Here is a 13,924-nt window from a genome sequence, read left to right as displayed (position 1 = left end):
AGGAAGGTCAGGTGACAAACCTTTATTCCCCTGTACCGATAGCTTCCACAATACTCATCTTCGCCGCCTGCCTTAAAGGAATGACTGTGGCGGCAAGACAGACAAAAGCTGCGAGTACAGATGCCTCAGCAACGGCAGACAACGGGAGCTCCCGGAGGGAAAAGGAGCCTCCTGCAGCTCGGTAAATCACAAAGGTGCATAAAAGACCGGCCGCTGAACCTGTACCGGCAGCCAAGAGGCTGTAATACACCCCCTCCCACAGAAACGTCCTGTACAGGGATCCTGCGCTCATTCCCACCGCTCTCTGTATGCCGATTTCTGTGACCCGGGTGTGAATATTCGTATAAACAGTGTTGATTATATTTAGGATGCCGATAAGCCCGATAAAAATTATAAATCCCCAGCTGAGCAGCCGGATCTGCTGAAAGCTCTCTTCCAGCTGCCGGTCTGTGTTCCGGTAGGACAGCCAGGTACTTCCCGGGATCTGTCCGCAGAACCCCTTTAGTCTTTCTTCAAATGCAGTTTCTTCTGCCCGGGGAGTCAAAACAGGATATAGCTCCGTATATTGACTGCTTCCTGTTAATCGGTCGTAGGTCTTATCTGTCACAATCACCTGTACACCATTTTGAAACCCGTCGTTATTGACAGTAACACAACCGTCAGTCACTGCGGCAACTTCAAGATTATGGCCCTGAATTTCTATGGTATCCCCTTTTTGAATCTGTGTGCGGGCAAGTTCTCTGCCCTGGAATGATACAGGGATCGGGTTTTTAACTACACAGGCAGTCCCTTCCTGTATTTTGGTTTTCTTCTCTTCCGGCAGTTCCCCGGCAAGCTTCCAGATGCGCCCGGTATCTATGCCTGTGATCTGGAAGGTTTCCCCAGGCTGAAGAGAAAAATTCAATTCCAGAGGAATATCTCCATCGGCATCCTGCTGAAAGCAGCTGAATTTTGTAGCCTGAAGAAACTCAACAGCCGGATCAGCTTCCAGCTTTGCCGCCTCGTCGGGAGTAAAACCTGTGGATTTATTGGTGACAGAATAATCTCCCAGATGCATATCTCTCACCTCTCTTGATGTGTCAAGCAATCCTGTGAAGCTCTGAAGTGCAACAAAAACTGCGATACTCATTGCCAGGGACAGGACAGTAATAAAGGTTCTGGCAGGGTTGCGTCTCAGGTTCAGGCGTCCGTAAAAAGCCTCAAAGTGCTTTACCCGATTCTTTCTTCGTCTCCGTCTCCCAACCTTTGCAGATGTATTCCCTATGGCTGTGACCGGAGATACCCTTGCCGCATATGACGCAGCGGGAAGGGAGGCCAATAATGAGGACGCCAGGGTAATCAGAATACTGCCTGACACTGCCCACAGACTATTGTCTCCCGACTGGCGTACCAGAGAAAGCAATTCCTCCGGGGAGCCGGTTTGAAATGCCTCCGGGGATAAAATACTCAGCACACCTTCCAGAATCTCTCCAGAAGCAGCTACCCCGCCGGCAGTTCCCAGCGGAATCCCAATGGCACAGAGTATCAGGAGCTCCAGGGTGACAAGAAAGTAAAGCTGCCGGCGCTCTGTTCCTATCGCCCGCAGAACTCCATACTGGCTCATCCGCCGTGTCACTGTGATTTTCAGGATATTATAAATCACAAGACCGCTGGCAATCAGAACCAGAATACCAACCATCAGGGCAGAAAGCATTAAAAATGGGAATCCTTGGGCTTCTTCTGTCTCTTCCCCGTAAGGTACGCCAAGGGCGTTCAGGTAGATCCAGTTATACTGTATCTCTTCTTCCGGCATATGGATGGACTCCCCCAGAGATTCTATCTGTCCCTGAAAGTCATCCAGACTGCGCAGGCGGAGGTCCGCAGCGTACAGCTGGTATTTTTCCGGAAGTATTCTTTCTGCGGTTTTTTCTCCGGCTATTCCGGAAACAGTACCGCTGGCGTAACCAAGATAATTATTTTCAAGAATACCTGTGAGAAGGAAATCCTGCGTATATTCCCAGGGCAGCTGGTCATCATGGAGAAGGCTTAAGGAAAGCTTCAGAGAGACGGTATCTCCGATCTCTCCGGAAGCTCCCAACAGCTGCAGTGCATCCTCCGGCAGGGCAATCTCCAGAGGTCTCTCCGGCAGACGTCCCTTTTTCACTCTCTTTATTTGGGGATAAATGGACAAATCCTCCTCCAGATATTCTCTTAGCTGCAGACTTAGACCGCTGTTCCCCAGTCTGGCAGTTCCAAGGCTTTGCCAGCTTGCGGCAAATTCCAGCCGGCTGTCAGCAAACAGCCTTGCTTTTTCCTCCCGGGTAATCTGGTGAAAGGTTACATGCCTGTCTCCGTTCAGCACAGAGGCCTGATGAAGGCGCATAGCAGAAAGGATACCTATGGACTGGCAGATTACAGCAGTCATGAGAGAGGACATAATGACAGCAGCCAGGATAAGAAAGGAGGTAACCTTCTGAATCTTCAGTTCTCTCCATACCAGGGATGTGTAGGATTTCATAACCGCTCCACCTCCCTCAGGATTCCGTCCGACATAACAAACTGCCGCCCGGCCTGTTCTGCTATTTGAGGATCATGTGTAATAATCACAAGAGCCTTTTTCAGTTCTCTGTGGATGGTCAGCAAAAGTTCCATAACTTCCTTCCCGTTCCGGGAGTCCAGATTGCCTGTGGGTTCGTCGGCAAAGATAATTTCCGGCCTTGCACTCAGGGCTCTGGCAATAGCGGCCCGTTGTTTCTGCCCCCCTGAAAGCTGTCCCGGCAGGTGGTCCAGCCGGTTCTTTAACCCAAGAATTTCTATAAGATAAGATAAATATTCCTCATCTGGCTTCCGCCGATCCAAAAGCAGAGGCATCCGTATATTCTCCCGGACTGTCAGAACCGGAAGCAGATGGAACTGCTGAAAAACGAACCCCACTTTTTGGCGGCGGAGAGCAGACAGCTCTTTATCGCTGCCACTATGTATATTCCTGCCATCATAGGTTACGGTACCCTTTGTAGGGGTGTCCAGACCGCTGATGATATGCAGAAGGGTACTTTTTCCGCTGCCGGATGGTCCCATAATGGTTAAAAAATCCGATTCTCCTATGACCATGTCCGCCTGATCCAATGCAGTAATCCGGCCATCCCCTTTTCCGTAAATTTTTGAGACGCCGTTTACACAAATCTCCATAAAAACACTCTCCTTTCTGATAAAGAAGAGTGTACGATACAAATCTCAATTTTCTCTCAAACAGGTAGCATTGGGTAATTTCATAAATACCGCTGATGCCCTGGCACCGATACCGGTGTTATTCAGATATAATTTCCCCTCCATCTTTTCACACAAAATCTTGCTGATGTAGAGTCCCATACCATAATGCCTGGCCTCTTCCGCCCCCCTCTGGAAGGGACAGGGGCCGTTTTTAAGAATCTCTTCCGGATAGCCGGGACCGTCATCGGATACTGTCAGCGTCAGATAGGATCTTGATTCACTCAGGGAAATATGAATCCTGCGTTTTGCAAACCGGGCGGCGTTTCCAATCAGATTTTCTGCAATATGGGAAAAAAGATCGGTATCCAGGTATACCTGGCTCCATCCCTCCCCTTCCACATCACACTGCTGCTCCAAGGAAAGGATCTTTACCGTCTCCTTCAATTCCCTGATAAGGGTATCCACACGAGTTTCCCTGTACCGCACAGGCAGCTGTTCCAACTGCTGCACACTGCTCATAGCTTCTACATATTGTTCAATTCTGCGGGTATAAACCTCTATACGCCTGCGGGTCTCAGGATTCTGAGGATCCTGCGCAAGCAGTGTAAGAGACCCCTTCAAAACGGTTACAGGATTGCGCAGCTCATGGGAAAAGGCGGCGTTCAGATGTCTTCTGTCCTCGTTTTGTCTCCACATATCCCGTTTGTTCCTTAACAGTTCTTTCTGCATGGTTTCAAATGCCCGGCAGAGCTGCCCGAGTTCATCCCGGGAGGCTTCAGGCATTATAAAATCCAGGTCATTGGCGATTACTTTTTCTGCTCCGTATGTTAAATCGGCTATGGGCTTTTTTAATTTATACCGGTAAAACAGAATATCTGCCAGGACCAGCCCCCCGGTAAGAAACAAGGCAGGAAGCGCAAACTGCAGAAAGGACAGAAGCCTGGAGAGTCCATCCCCGGCTCCTGAGGCAGCGGGGGGCGAAAAGCGCATGGCTGTTTCAGGCCCTACTTCAAGTTCCAGGCTTGTATCAGACAGAGAGGAACGAAGATAAATACAGGAGCCAAAAGCAATCCCTCCTAAAAGGAGTCCTCCCAGCAGGCACCAGAAAGTAAGCCAGAAAAACGCCTGCTTCAGCCCCATACGTTTTATGCATTCCATTTATATCCGCACCCCCAGACGGTTCCTATCAGGTGTTCCAAGCCAAAGGCAGAGAGTTTCGTACGTATTTTCCGTATATGTTCCATTATGGTATCGCTGTTCCCGCCTCCGTCATATCCCCATATACATTCATACATCCGCTCCCTGTCAAATACCTGGCCTTCATGGGACGAGAGCAGCTGGATAATATCAAACTCCCGCCGGGAAAAATTCACAAATTCACTGCCCACAGTTACAGTTCTGGCTGTATAATCAACGGCAAGATCTCCGAAAAAGCGTACGTTGCCTGACGACTGCCTGCGCTGCTCTCTGCGCAGGTGTGCCTCCACTCTGGCCCCCAGTTCCTCCAGGTCAAAGGGCTTTACCACATAATCGTCCCCTCCGGCCTGAAATCCTTTAATTTTATCCTGGGATTCTACCCTGGCAGTAAGAAAAAGTATCGGACAGGCTACGTATTCCCGGATACGTTGGCATACGGACAGTCCGTCCAGTCCAGGCATAGTGATATCCAAAAGTATCAGGTCCGGCTCCCAGGAGACCTTGTTGAGCACCTGCTCTCCGTCTGCTGCAGTGATTGTCTGATAACCCTTCATCTGAAAATAGCTGCTTACAATCTCAACAATACCCGTTTCATCGTCCGCGATTAATATTTTGGGAGACATTTGCACAGCACCTCCTTTTTTCAACTATACCAGCTCTTTCTCAATATTTTCTCAAATTTTTCCCGTTGCGGGACTAACTACTCTAATGCATTCTTGATTTTCTTGTCCCTGTGAATGATACGGTCACTGCGGTTTGCATAAGAATAGCACCTGGCTTTCAGGAGGATTCTGCGGCCTTCCGGTGTCCTGGTATAGATTAGCTTGTAATTTCCAATGCTTGGGGCTACCGCTCGGTGGAACAGGGATGCCTCCTCCTTTGTTTTGGCAAACAGAGAGGGAACCGGAAACCACTGTTCTCCCCGCCGCCTCTGCCGCCTGTCATACAGCAGATACCTTTGGTTGTCCACAGCTCCCAGAAACTCTTGCAGACAGGAGGCAAAGATATCTTTTTCCCTGGCGGTTCCTCCCTTCAGCCAGGCATAAAAAAATATACCATCCTGCTCCTGCACCGCTACTTTTGTATCGGAAATAATATATCCGCCCTGAATCAGGGCTTTCTGAATCCCATTCCCCATAGACTGCAGACGTCTGCAGGGAGTAAAGATCCTGGCCAGCTTCCCCCCGTACCGGAGCAGGGCCATTAAACAGACAGCAGAACACAGAAGAAAAAATAACGCGTGAAGAGACGTTCCGCCCTGCTTTCTGGCGTAGAAATAAAAGACTGAGTTGCACGCTTCAATTAAAAGCCAGAGAAGCTGAGCCCCGATGATATTATAAAGCAAAAGACCAGGGGCAAGTTTCTCTTTCGGGATCCTGCATTCATCGGCGACTTCCGGCTTATCAAAGATTACCAGCGCTTTCTCCCATTTTTCTTTCAGACACTCTCTGTTCTTCGCCATCTGTCTCATGGTTTCGTTTATTCTTTCCACGCTTTCAGGGGTAAACGGTTCCTTGATTACAGTCAGCCGTTCGATACCATTTTCAATGGTATTTTCCGTATAGCTGATCCCCAAAAAACCTTCCATCCTGCGCTTCAGAGCAATATAATCCTGAGATTCCTCCGGACCTTCCAGACATACCAGATGCCAGATATTGCTTGTCTTTTCCGGATGGCCGGGCATCACCCGGACAGCCCGTCCCCGCATCTGGTTGCTCAGGACATAGGATCCTACGAAGCTGGCCAGTATCAGGGAATTAATACAGGGGGAATCCCATCCTTCTCCCAGTAAAGATTTGGTACCCACCAGCACCTGCATATATCCCTCTTCCAGAATTTTAGTCACGAGAAGCGTCGCCGTATGCTTTCTTCCGCCTATAACAACTTCTGTATATCCAAGAGTAGTTCCCTCTTTGTCTGTGAGTTCTTTTCCGGTTACGGTGATTTTTCCTCCCGTCTCTCTGGCTGCAAGCTCTTTTAAATAGGGAACTGCTTCCGAGGGAAGAATCACCATGCTGCCGCATAGAATGCCTAACCGCAGTTCTTGAGGAAGGTTTCTGCGGAGCATTTCAAAAATAGGCAGTACGCCTATATTGTCTGCTGCTTTCCCGGGATTTCCCAGAGCAGGTATATATTCTTTTCGGATATAATCCGTCAAAATCAGCAGCCTGAGCTCTCTGCCCAACGCCTGGTATTCCGAGATTACTATATCCTGTATACTGTTCAGCTTTCCCTTGCTGGTAATCAGCAGCTTCTCTATGGTTTGGTTCATAACCAGACCTACTTTTTTTCTCTCGATCAGCTTAGCTCTTTTCAAATCTTTTATCAGCTCTTCGCGATAGCCCTCCTCACAGGGATAGCTGTCTGTATCCTCATACAAAAAGCCCTGGAGCAGGATTTCCATCCAGTTGGGATTCATGCGGGGAAGGTGTGTTACCCCTAAGAGTTTCAGCCACTTCTGGGAATACGGAATACCCTTTTCCTGAAAAAAGATAAGAAGAGCGGAGAGGTACGGAGGATTCTCCAAAAGAGTATCCGCCCAGGCAGCGTAATCACCTATTCCCCGATGACCGGAAACGGCGCTTACAAACAGTTCGTCTGACATCAGCCGTTTTATAGTCTCATGTACCATTTTCCGAAAGTTTCGGACTGTTTTCTGCTCTTCCCTTGTGGGATAATTGAAATACACATAATCCTGGTGGGGGCAGAGACTCCCCTCTTTCACAAGTTCAGGCACAAGGATTTCTTCATCCACAGGACCGCACAGACGGCTGTAGCGTTCCCACTCCAATGGTGTGGAATCATAGGGCGGGGTTGCCGTCAGGGCAATCATGTAGACATCCTTCAGTTCCCTCACAAATTCCTCCAGAGCCTTCCACCATTCACTTCTGAGATGATGGCATTCATCGAGGCAGATGGTTTTTATTCCCCGATTTCTGACAGTCTCAAGCAAATTAAAATCTGCATAATCCAGAGAGTGTTCTTCTTCCTCCGCTCTTCCTTTCGTCACAGCACTGTATAAACTTTGGTATGTAATGGACGTGATCAGGCCTGGCGTTTGGAGCTGATTGGATAAAATTTCCGTATCATTCCCTCCTTTGCATAAAAAAGCCTCCCTCACACGCTCCAGCCATTGTTCCCGTATGACAATGGCCGGAGATAAAATCAGACAAGGCTCTCCCAGGCGGCGTATCAACTCAATACCAAGTGTCGTCTTGCCGGAACCCGGAGGTGCAACAATATGAATTTTACCGTCATTCCTATATAGTTCTGCAGATTCCAGAACCCGTCTCTGATACTTCCTCCAAGTTCCCTTGAATTCTAAAATATCCTCGTATACATTCATCATCCCCTGCTCCTCTACTGCCGTTCCCTGAGCGTCACATGAACTATATCGCCCGCCTGCTTGCCCAGTGCCGTTCGGATCTCCTTCCTCATGCCCAGAATATGTCCAGGCGTCTTCATGCGGACCAAACTGCCGTTATACTCCATACCGTCAAAGGCAGCACAGACCTTAACCCGCCCCTTGCCAAATTCTGCCCGGACATCAAAAGGGATGTCGATATAAGCACCGTCAATGTCGGGAACCTTTTTAATGACTGCGTCAAATTCATAAATCTTTTCATTCATTTTCCTTGAGATTCCTTTGGTTTATTTTTCATTATCATATACTATTCCCGGCAGCGGCGTCAAATAAACTTTGATATTATAAAAAGGGACAGGGCATCCCTCAAATGGGACACCCCGATCTTATTTTGGGACGTGTACTTTCTAGAAAGTACACGTCCCCCCCTCCGTTTTAAAGCTCAACTTCCATCCATTTTTTGCTGTGGAATCTCTTTGAAGCAAAATAAGCCCTCAGGAATTGATCTGCCAGCAGGGAGATCCAGGCTCCGTATATCCCAAGCCCTGCAGGAAAACACAGCAGATATGTCAGCAGAGGGCGAAAGACTGCGATATCCCAGAAGGAATATTTTGCCACATAGCGGGTATCTCCCGCTCCCCGGAGTACACCTGCGTAGATCATGCTCTGTGTCTGAAGAAATGTGCACACGGCTACAAATATAAGAATATTGCTGCCAAGTTCTATTACCTGGAACTCTCTTGAATAGATCAGCATAAGCAGACTTCGGCCGAAAAAGTAAATCAAGAATGCCGCCAGATCAAGAATGAGTCCGCCTCTTCTCCCTGCTTTGGCACTTATGAATGCCAGGTCTTTTCTTCCCTCTCCCAGCTTTTGACCGGTAAGCGCGGAGCTGGCTTTGCTCATTCCCTGGCTAAAGGAATAGTATACGTCGCACAGATTCATACAGATATAATGTGTGGCAAAAGCCACTGTACCCAGCCCTGCCACCATATACGAGTACAGAAACATTCCGATCCGCTCAAAGATCTGTTCGGCAAATGCACTGCTGCCCACCCTGAAAAAGGATTTTAGAATGATCGGATCCGGCCTCCAACCGCCGCTTCCCCACAGATACAGTTCTGTTTTCCTGCGGGACACAGACCGGAGGGATATCCCAAAAGATACCATACTTCCTATTACTGTTGCCAGCCCCGCTCCTCCGACACCCATTTCAGGAAAGAAGAAAAGTCCGTAGATAAGGAAAAGATTCAGAACCGTGTTAACCACATTACCGGACACATTGGCCCATAATATAATTTTTGTATCTCCCACTCCGGTCTGTGCGGCGTTAATGCCCACTGAGAGGCCGGTAAAAAACAGGGCCAGCATATTATATTTCCCGTATTCCACTGCCTCTCTGAGATATTCCTTATGCGCCCCGGCAGCTACAAGTATCTCTTTCAGAAAAATCATGGATACGAAAAGGATAACTGTGGACAAAAATACCGATAGCAGCATTCCCTGCTTCAGGCAAGTATTAAGTTCCTCTTTCTTCCCCTCGCCCTTTCTCCTGGCGGTTAAGGCAGTGATGGCAACCGCAAGAGAACGGCTGAAGCAGAGAATTATCATCCTTGGCTGACTTGTGATTCCTACCGCTGCCACCGCGTCTGTTCCCAGGGTTCCTACCATAATGAGATCCACTGAAGATATCATCATAATCAAAAGCCCCTCCAGAGCCGCTGGCCATGCAATCCTGAAAAACATTCCATACAAAGCCCTTTCCCGGGGAAGTTTGCCCTGTACCTTTATCCCTTTGACAAGACTGCCTAATCCAAATATATACTGCAACATTTTACTTATCCTCGATGTCTATTTTCTCTGCAGCCAGTATCTCTCTCAGATAATCAATGAATTCTCTGGCAATCTGGCTCAATTCGCCCCTCTCTCGTTTAATAAATCCAAAAGAGATTAATTCTTTTAAATCTGTAACCGGAATTGCGTGTATTGATGTTTTTTCATATTGCCCCTGCAGAAGGCTGCTACCCAAGTTACACAGATTAGTGTCTAACAGCATTTGTATCATAAGGTGATCGCTGTCCGTAACTATAACTTCCTGTTCACTGTTTACAGGTATAAAGTCCTCTTTCAGATGCCCCCTGTGGCTTCCAATGGAAAAAAAATCTTCTTTTGACTGTATGAATTTTAAGCTTTTCATTGTAGTAAAATCAACTGTTTTTTTGCCGTACAATGGATTTTGGGGACCGACAAAAAGCATGGGAGATGTTTTTGTAAGTTCTACAAACTCCAGCCGTTTTTTCTCGCAGACATGTTGGAATGCAGCTCTCTGTCTGTCCGATATGTATAAAAACCCCAGTTCAATAACATGTTTATGAAGATATCCCATGATTTCTTCTACATTCCCTTCCAGATACCGGCAACATAGCTCCTCCTGCTCTTTCATCGTGTAAAACCTGGTAAAGAGTGTGGCAAGTTTGGCACTTGGCACAGAAGCCACTTCGAGTGTTTTCGTTTGCCGGATGTTTGTAACCCCTGCAATTTTTTCTGTACTCATCAGAATCTCACAGGCATATTCATACACCTTTTTTCCCTCTGGAGTAAGGCTGACACCTCTATTTTCTCTGTTCAGAAGCTGAAGGTTCAGCTCTTCCTCCAAAGCCTTTATAATCTTGCTGACATGGGGCTGAGTCGTATATAAAGCGTCTGCCGCCTTTTTAAAGCTTCCCATATCTGCACTGACCACAAAATACTGAAACTGCTTCAGCTGCATTTTTTACCTCTCTCTGCCCTATATTCTGAAAATTCCTCAAAAAGACAGCAGGCCGCCTCATGGAAAGGACCGACTACTCTGACTTCCGGTTTCACCTTTTTACATACCTCCATACACCTCTCACACCGGTTAAGGAAGGGGCATCCCTCCGGAATCTCTAAAGGGCTTGGCGCTTCGCTCTCAATACTCTGAATTGCTCTGCAAAAATCCATATCGGGTGAAAATACTGCTCTCAGCAGAGCCTGGGTATAGGGATGCCGCGCGTCTGCAGCTACTGCCTCTCCCGGCATCAGCTCTACAATATTTCCAAGATACATAACTGCTACCCTGTGGGCAAAGGACTGTACCAAAGCCAGATCATGGCAGATAAAAATAATGGTCAGATTCTTCTCCCTCTGCAGTCTGACAAGAAGCTCAATAATATTTTTCTGTACGGATACATCAAGAGCAGATGTTGCCTCATCACACACCAATATCTCCGGTTCCAGAGACAAAGCCCTGGCAATTCCAATCCGCTGCCGCTGTCCCCCGCTCATATTGTGGGGATACCGGTACATAAAGTCCTCCGGCAAGTCCACCATCTGCAGCAGCCTGGCCGCCGCATCCTCCTTATGGGCTTTGGTAACCATCCGGAAATTCATCATAGGTTCTGTGAGTATATCTATAATTTTCATCTTGGGGTGAAAAGACGCCAGGGGATCCTGAAATACCATCTGTATATTTTTTCGGTTCTGCCTTAGAGCTTCTCCTTTCATAGAAGACAAGTCTTCTCCGTGGTATAACAGCTTTCCTGAAGTCGGTTTTTCCAGCTGCACAAGCATACGGGCGAAGGTAGATTTGCCGCATCCGCTCTCCCCCACAATTCCAAGAGTCTCTCCTTGCTTTACCTCCATAGAAATACCGCTGCAGGCAGTTAACGTCCTGTTTCCGGGAGCCGGATATTGTTTTGTCACCTGCAGACTCTGTAATATTACCGGATTGTCTTTATACAATACGCTTACCTCCCATCACAGGAACCGCGGACAGAAGTTCCCTGGTATAAGGGTGAGAAGGATGGCTGAGCACCTCTTCTCTGCTCCCTGCGTCTACAACTTCACCTGCTTTCATAACGATCAGGCGATCTGCCATATAGGCAGCTACCCCCAGATTATGAGTCACAATAATAATACCTGTACCATAGTGGCTGCGCAGTTCCATCATTTGTCTGACAATCTGCGCCTGAGTTGTAACATCCAGGGCACTGGTAGGCTCATCGGCCAGTAACAGTTCCGGCTGAAAGGTCATAGCCATGGCAATCCCAACTCTTTGGCGCATACCTCCGCTCAACTGAAACGGATAGCTTTTCATTATCGATTCTGGATTAGGAAGGCGCATGCGTTCCAGCATTCCGCTGGCCTGCTTCCAGGCCTCTTTATGGTCTGCTTCGCTGTGCTCTACAATATATTCTGTAAACTGTGAGCCAATCTTCCTGATAGGGTTCAAAGTTCCGCCGGAATCCTGAAATATCATGGCAATCTTTTTCCCGCGGACTTCTCTCCAGGTATCCTTTCCATACGTGCTGATATCCTCACCATGAAAAGTTATATTCCCTCCTAGGATTCTGCCGCAGGCCGGCAGTGCACCCAAAACAGCCCGTATCACCGTTGTTTTTCCGCTTCCGCTTTCTCCCACAATACTAATAATCTCAGAAGGCTCCATAGTCAAATGAAACCTATCCACAACCAGATGTTCACTGCCATAAGCCACTTGCAAATCATTAATCTTTAGCATTTCCCTTTTCCTTTTCTACTCGGCCAGTGCGATATCCTTGGTTAGCCAATAATAATCCATAGGGTACATAGAAACTCCTGTAACATTTGCAGACGAAATCAGATATGTGGTTTCATATCCGAAAAACACAGTGGCAGCATCGTCCATGATCAGCTGCTGAATCTCAATGGTCAGTTCCTTTCTCCTATTTTCGTCAAATTCCGCAGATAATTCCTCCAGAAGAGAATCAACTTTTTCATTGCTGTACCCGGCATAATTGTTATTTTTACTATTCTCATTAAATGTCATCCAGGACTCTCTCAGGTATTTTTCCGGATCTCCTGTATTTGCAACCAGTACATTCCAAATAAGAAGGTCATACTCCCCTGCTTCCTGCATGTCCAGAAGTGTTTCGTAGCTTACCGTATCTATCGTCACCCTGATACCGATATCTTTCAGGCTCGCCTGAGCTGCCTGGGCATAGATACCCAGCTCTGCCCTGCTGTCATAAATCACGAAATGAAGATCCAGATCTTCTCCGGAAGGAGTCTCTACATAGCCATCCCCGTCATTATCTCTATATCCACCCTCTTCCAAAAGGGCTTTTGCACCCTCGGGATCATAGGCATTCTCATCCGTTAATTCATCAAACCCAAAATCCAGAGAAGGAGGGACCGGGGCTTTGCCCGCAACCGCGCCTCCCTCCAGCAGCACATCACAGTAGGTCTGCCTGTCAAGTCCCCGGATTACGGCCTGTCTCAGGGTTTTATCTGACAGCGCCCTGTGCTGGTTCATAAATGCATGGGTGGAGCGCAAAGAGGATAATTCCTGGATCGTATAATCTTCACTGTTTTCAAAATCTACCAGATTCTCTACTTTCAGATTATAGGCAATGTCAATCTCCCCAGTCTGCAGCGCCATAGATCTGGTTGTCTGATCATCAATGCATTGAAAGGTAACCCTGTCCAGGGGAGCCTCCCCGCCCCAATAATATTCATTGCGTGTAACAACACAGGACTCTGTGGGGCTGAATGACTCCACTTTATAAGGTCCTGTGCAGACTGGTCCCTCCATGGCAAAGGAGTCTGTGTCAGCGGTAGTATCCACAATCAAAAACAGGGGATCCGCCAAACTTCCAGGTACTCCCTGAACCGGTGTTTCCGTGGTGATTAAAAGATTCTGACCATTTACTTCCATGCTTTTATAGGTGAAATAAGAACTGCTTGCCCGGTCATTCATTGAAAAAGTCCTCTCAAGAGAAGCCTTTACCAGTTCCGGAGTCATCTCCGTGCCATTGGAAAATGTTACACCCTCCCGAATCTTAAAAGTCCAGGTCAGTTTATCATCGCTTACATCCCATGATTCTGCCAGACAAGGGGTTAGTTCTCCCTCCTGGTCAAAAGCAGCCAGGGTTTCCCCAATTCCGTATCTCATAACAACCCAGCTGAAATACTGTTCCGTCGGTTCCAGGGTATCTGCAAAACTAGTTACACCGATGTTCAGTTCCCCTCCTTTTGCCAGGGAGACAGTTTCTTTCGTACTTTTATCTTCGGCTTCCTTTGAAGTACTGTCACCTCCGCATCCGGTGAACCCGGATACTGCCATAGCAGCCGCAAGTCCCACAGCGGCCAGCTTCCCATACCATTTTTTCATTA

General features: G+C 47.8%; 11 protein-coding genes. All 11 read right to left on the bottom strand.

Translation table 11 applies throughout. The features are described 5' to 3' along the window. Positions 1–22: 22 nt before the first annotated feature. A complete protein-coding gene (locus tag ACGHCT_RS12830) occupies positions 23–2,497 on the bottom strand; it encodes an ABC transporter permease (protein ID WP_390436183.1) in 2,475 nt (824 codons plus the stop codon). After that, the gene (locus tag ACGHCT_RS12825) at positions 2,494–3,168 is read right to left on the bottom strand and encodes an ABC transporter ATP-binding protein (RefSeq protein ID WP_226903482.1); all 675 of its coding nucleotides are present in this window, start codon (positions 3,166–3,168) and stop codon (positions 2,494–2,496) included. Before ACGHCT_RS12825 ends, ACGHCT_RS12830 begins: the two co-directional genes overlap by 4 nt. A gap of 45 nt (positions 3,169–3,213) precedes the next feature. Then, entirely contained in the window at positions 3,214–4,347 is a 1,134-nt protein-coding gene (locus ACGHCT_RS12820) for an ATP-binding protein (protein WP_390436182.1), read from the bottom strand. After that, positions 4,335–5,009: a response regulator transcription factor gene (locus tag ACGHCT_RS12815; protein WP_154261768.1), complete on the bottom strand. Its 675-nt coding sequence runs from the start codon at positions 5,007–5,009 to the stop codon at positions 4,335–4,337. The genes ACGHCT_RS12820 and ACGHCT_RS12815 overlap by 13 nt, the downstream gene beginning before the upstream one ends. Positions 5,010–5,086: 77 nt before the next feature. After that, positions 5,087–7,735 carry a DEAD/DEAH box helicase family protein gene (locus ACGHCT_RS12810; protein ID WP_390436180.1) on the bottom strand — a complete coding sequence of 883 codons (2,649 nt, stop codon included), beginning with the start codon at positions 7,733–7,735 and terminating at the stop codon, positions 5,087–5,089. Between the two features lie 11 nt (positions 7,736–7,746). After that, positions 7,747–8,016: a DUF1905 domain-containing protein gene (locus tag ACGHCT_RS12805; RefSeq protein ID WP_154261769.1), complete on the bottom strand. Its 270-nt coding sequence runs from the start codon at positions 8,014–8,016 to the stop codon at positions 7,747–7,749. Positions 8,017–8,185: 169 nt separating this feature from the next. Continuing rightward, positions 8,186–9,583 carry an MATE family efflux transporter gene (locus ACGHCT_RS12800; RefSeq protein WP_154261770.1) on the bottom strand — a complete coding sequence of 466 codons (1,398 nt, stop codon included), beginning with the start codon at positions 9,581–9,583 and terminating at the stop codon, positions 8,186–8,188. Between the two features lies 1 nt (position 9,584). After that, entirely contained in the window at positions 9,585–10,520 is a 936-nt protein-coding gene (locus tag ACGHCT_RS12795; protein ID WP_154261771.1) for a LysR family transcriptional regulator, read from the bottom strand. Beyond that, positions 10,511–11,512 (bottom strand): ABC transporter ATP-binding protein, encoded by a 1,002-nt coding sequence (locus ACGHCT_RS12790; RefSeq protein WP_154261772.1) that lies wholly within the window; start codon positions 11,510–11,512, stop codon positions 10,511–10,513. Before ACGHCT_RS12790 ends, ACGHCT_RS12795 begins: the two co-directional genes overlap by 10 nt. Further along, complete coding sequence (locus ACGHCT_RS12785) at positions 11,505–12,290, bottom strand: ABC transporter ATP-binding protein (protein ID WP_226903485.1); 786 nt, start codon at positions 12,288–12,290, stop codon at positions 11,505–11,507. Before ACGHCT_RS12785 ends, ACGHCT_RS12790 begins: the two co-directional genes overlap by 8 nt. A gap of 15 nt (positions 12,291–12,305) precedes the next feature. After that, positions 12,306–13,922 (bottom strand): ABC transporter substrate-binding protein, encoded by a 1,617-nt coding sequence (locus tag ACGHCT_RS12780; RefSeq protein WP_390436176.1) that lies wholly within the window; start codon positions 13,920–13,922, stop codon positions 12,306–12,308. Positions 13,923–13,924: the final 2 nt, after the last annotated feature.

Source organism: Lactonifactor longoviformis, assembly GCF_042848515.1.
GTDB classification, from domain to species: Bacteria; Bacillota; Clostridia; order Lachnospirales; family Lachnospiraceae; genus Lactonifactor; species Lactonifactor longoviformis.
The sequence above is the reverse complement of the archived record's forward strand: the minus strand, read 5'-3'. Positions and strand labels throughout refer to the sequence as shown.

What these genes read in the sequence shown, in the direction of transcription:
- ACGHCT_RS12820 (WP_390436182.1), bottom strand. Translation starts at nt 4,347, where the DNA reads ATGGAATGCATAAAACGTATGGGGCTGAAGCAGGCGTTTTTCTGGCTT.
- ACGHCT_RS12815 (WP_154261768.1), bottom strand. Translation starts at nt 5,009, where the DNA reads ATGTCTCCCAAAATATTAATCGCGGACGATGAAACGGGTATTGTTGAG.
- ACGHCT_RS12805 (WP_154261769.1), bottom strand. Translation starts at nt 8,016, where the DNA reads ATGAATGAAAAGATTTATGAATTTGACGCAGTCATTAAAAAGGTTCCC.
- ACGHCT_RS12800 (WP_154261770.1), bottom strand. Translation starts at nt 9,583, where the DNA reads ATGTTGCAGTATATATTTGGATTAGGCAGTCTTGTCAAAGGGATAAAG.
- ACGHCT_RS12830 (WP_390436183.1), bottom strand. Translation starts at nt 2,497, where the DNA reads ATGAAATCCTACACATCCCTGGTATGGAGAGAACTGAAGATTCAGAAG.
- ACGHCT_RS12825 (WP_226903482.1), bottom strand. Translation starts at nt 3,168, where the DNA reads ATGGAGATTTGTGTAAACGGCGTCTCAAAAATTTACGGAAAAGGGGAT.
- ACGHCT_RS12795 (WP_154261771.1), bottom strand. Translation starts at nt 10,520, where the DNA reads ATGCAGCTGAAGCAGTTTCAGTATTTTGTGGTCAGTGCAGATATGGGA.
- ACGHCT_RS12810 (WP_390436180.1), bottom strand. Translation starts at nt 7,735, where the DNA reads ATGATGAATGTATACGAGGATATTTTAGAATTCAAGGGAACTTGGAGG.
- ACGHCT_RS12780 (WP_390436176.1), bottom strand. Translation starts at nt 13,922, where the DNA reads ATGAAAAAATGGTATGGGAAGCTGGCCGCTGTGGGACTTGCGGCTGCT.
- ACGHCT_RS12785 (WP_226903485.1), bottom strand. Translation starts at nt 12,290, where the DNA reads ATGCTAAAGATTAATGATTTGCAAGTGGCTTATGGCAGTGAACATCTG.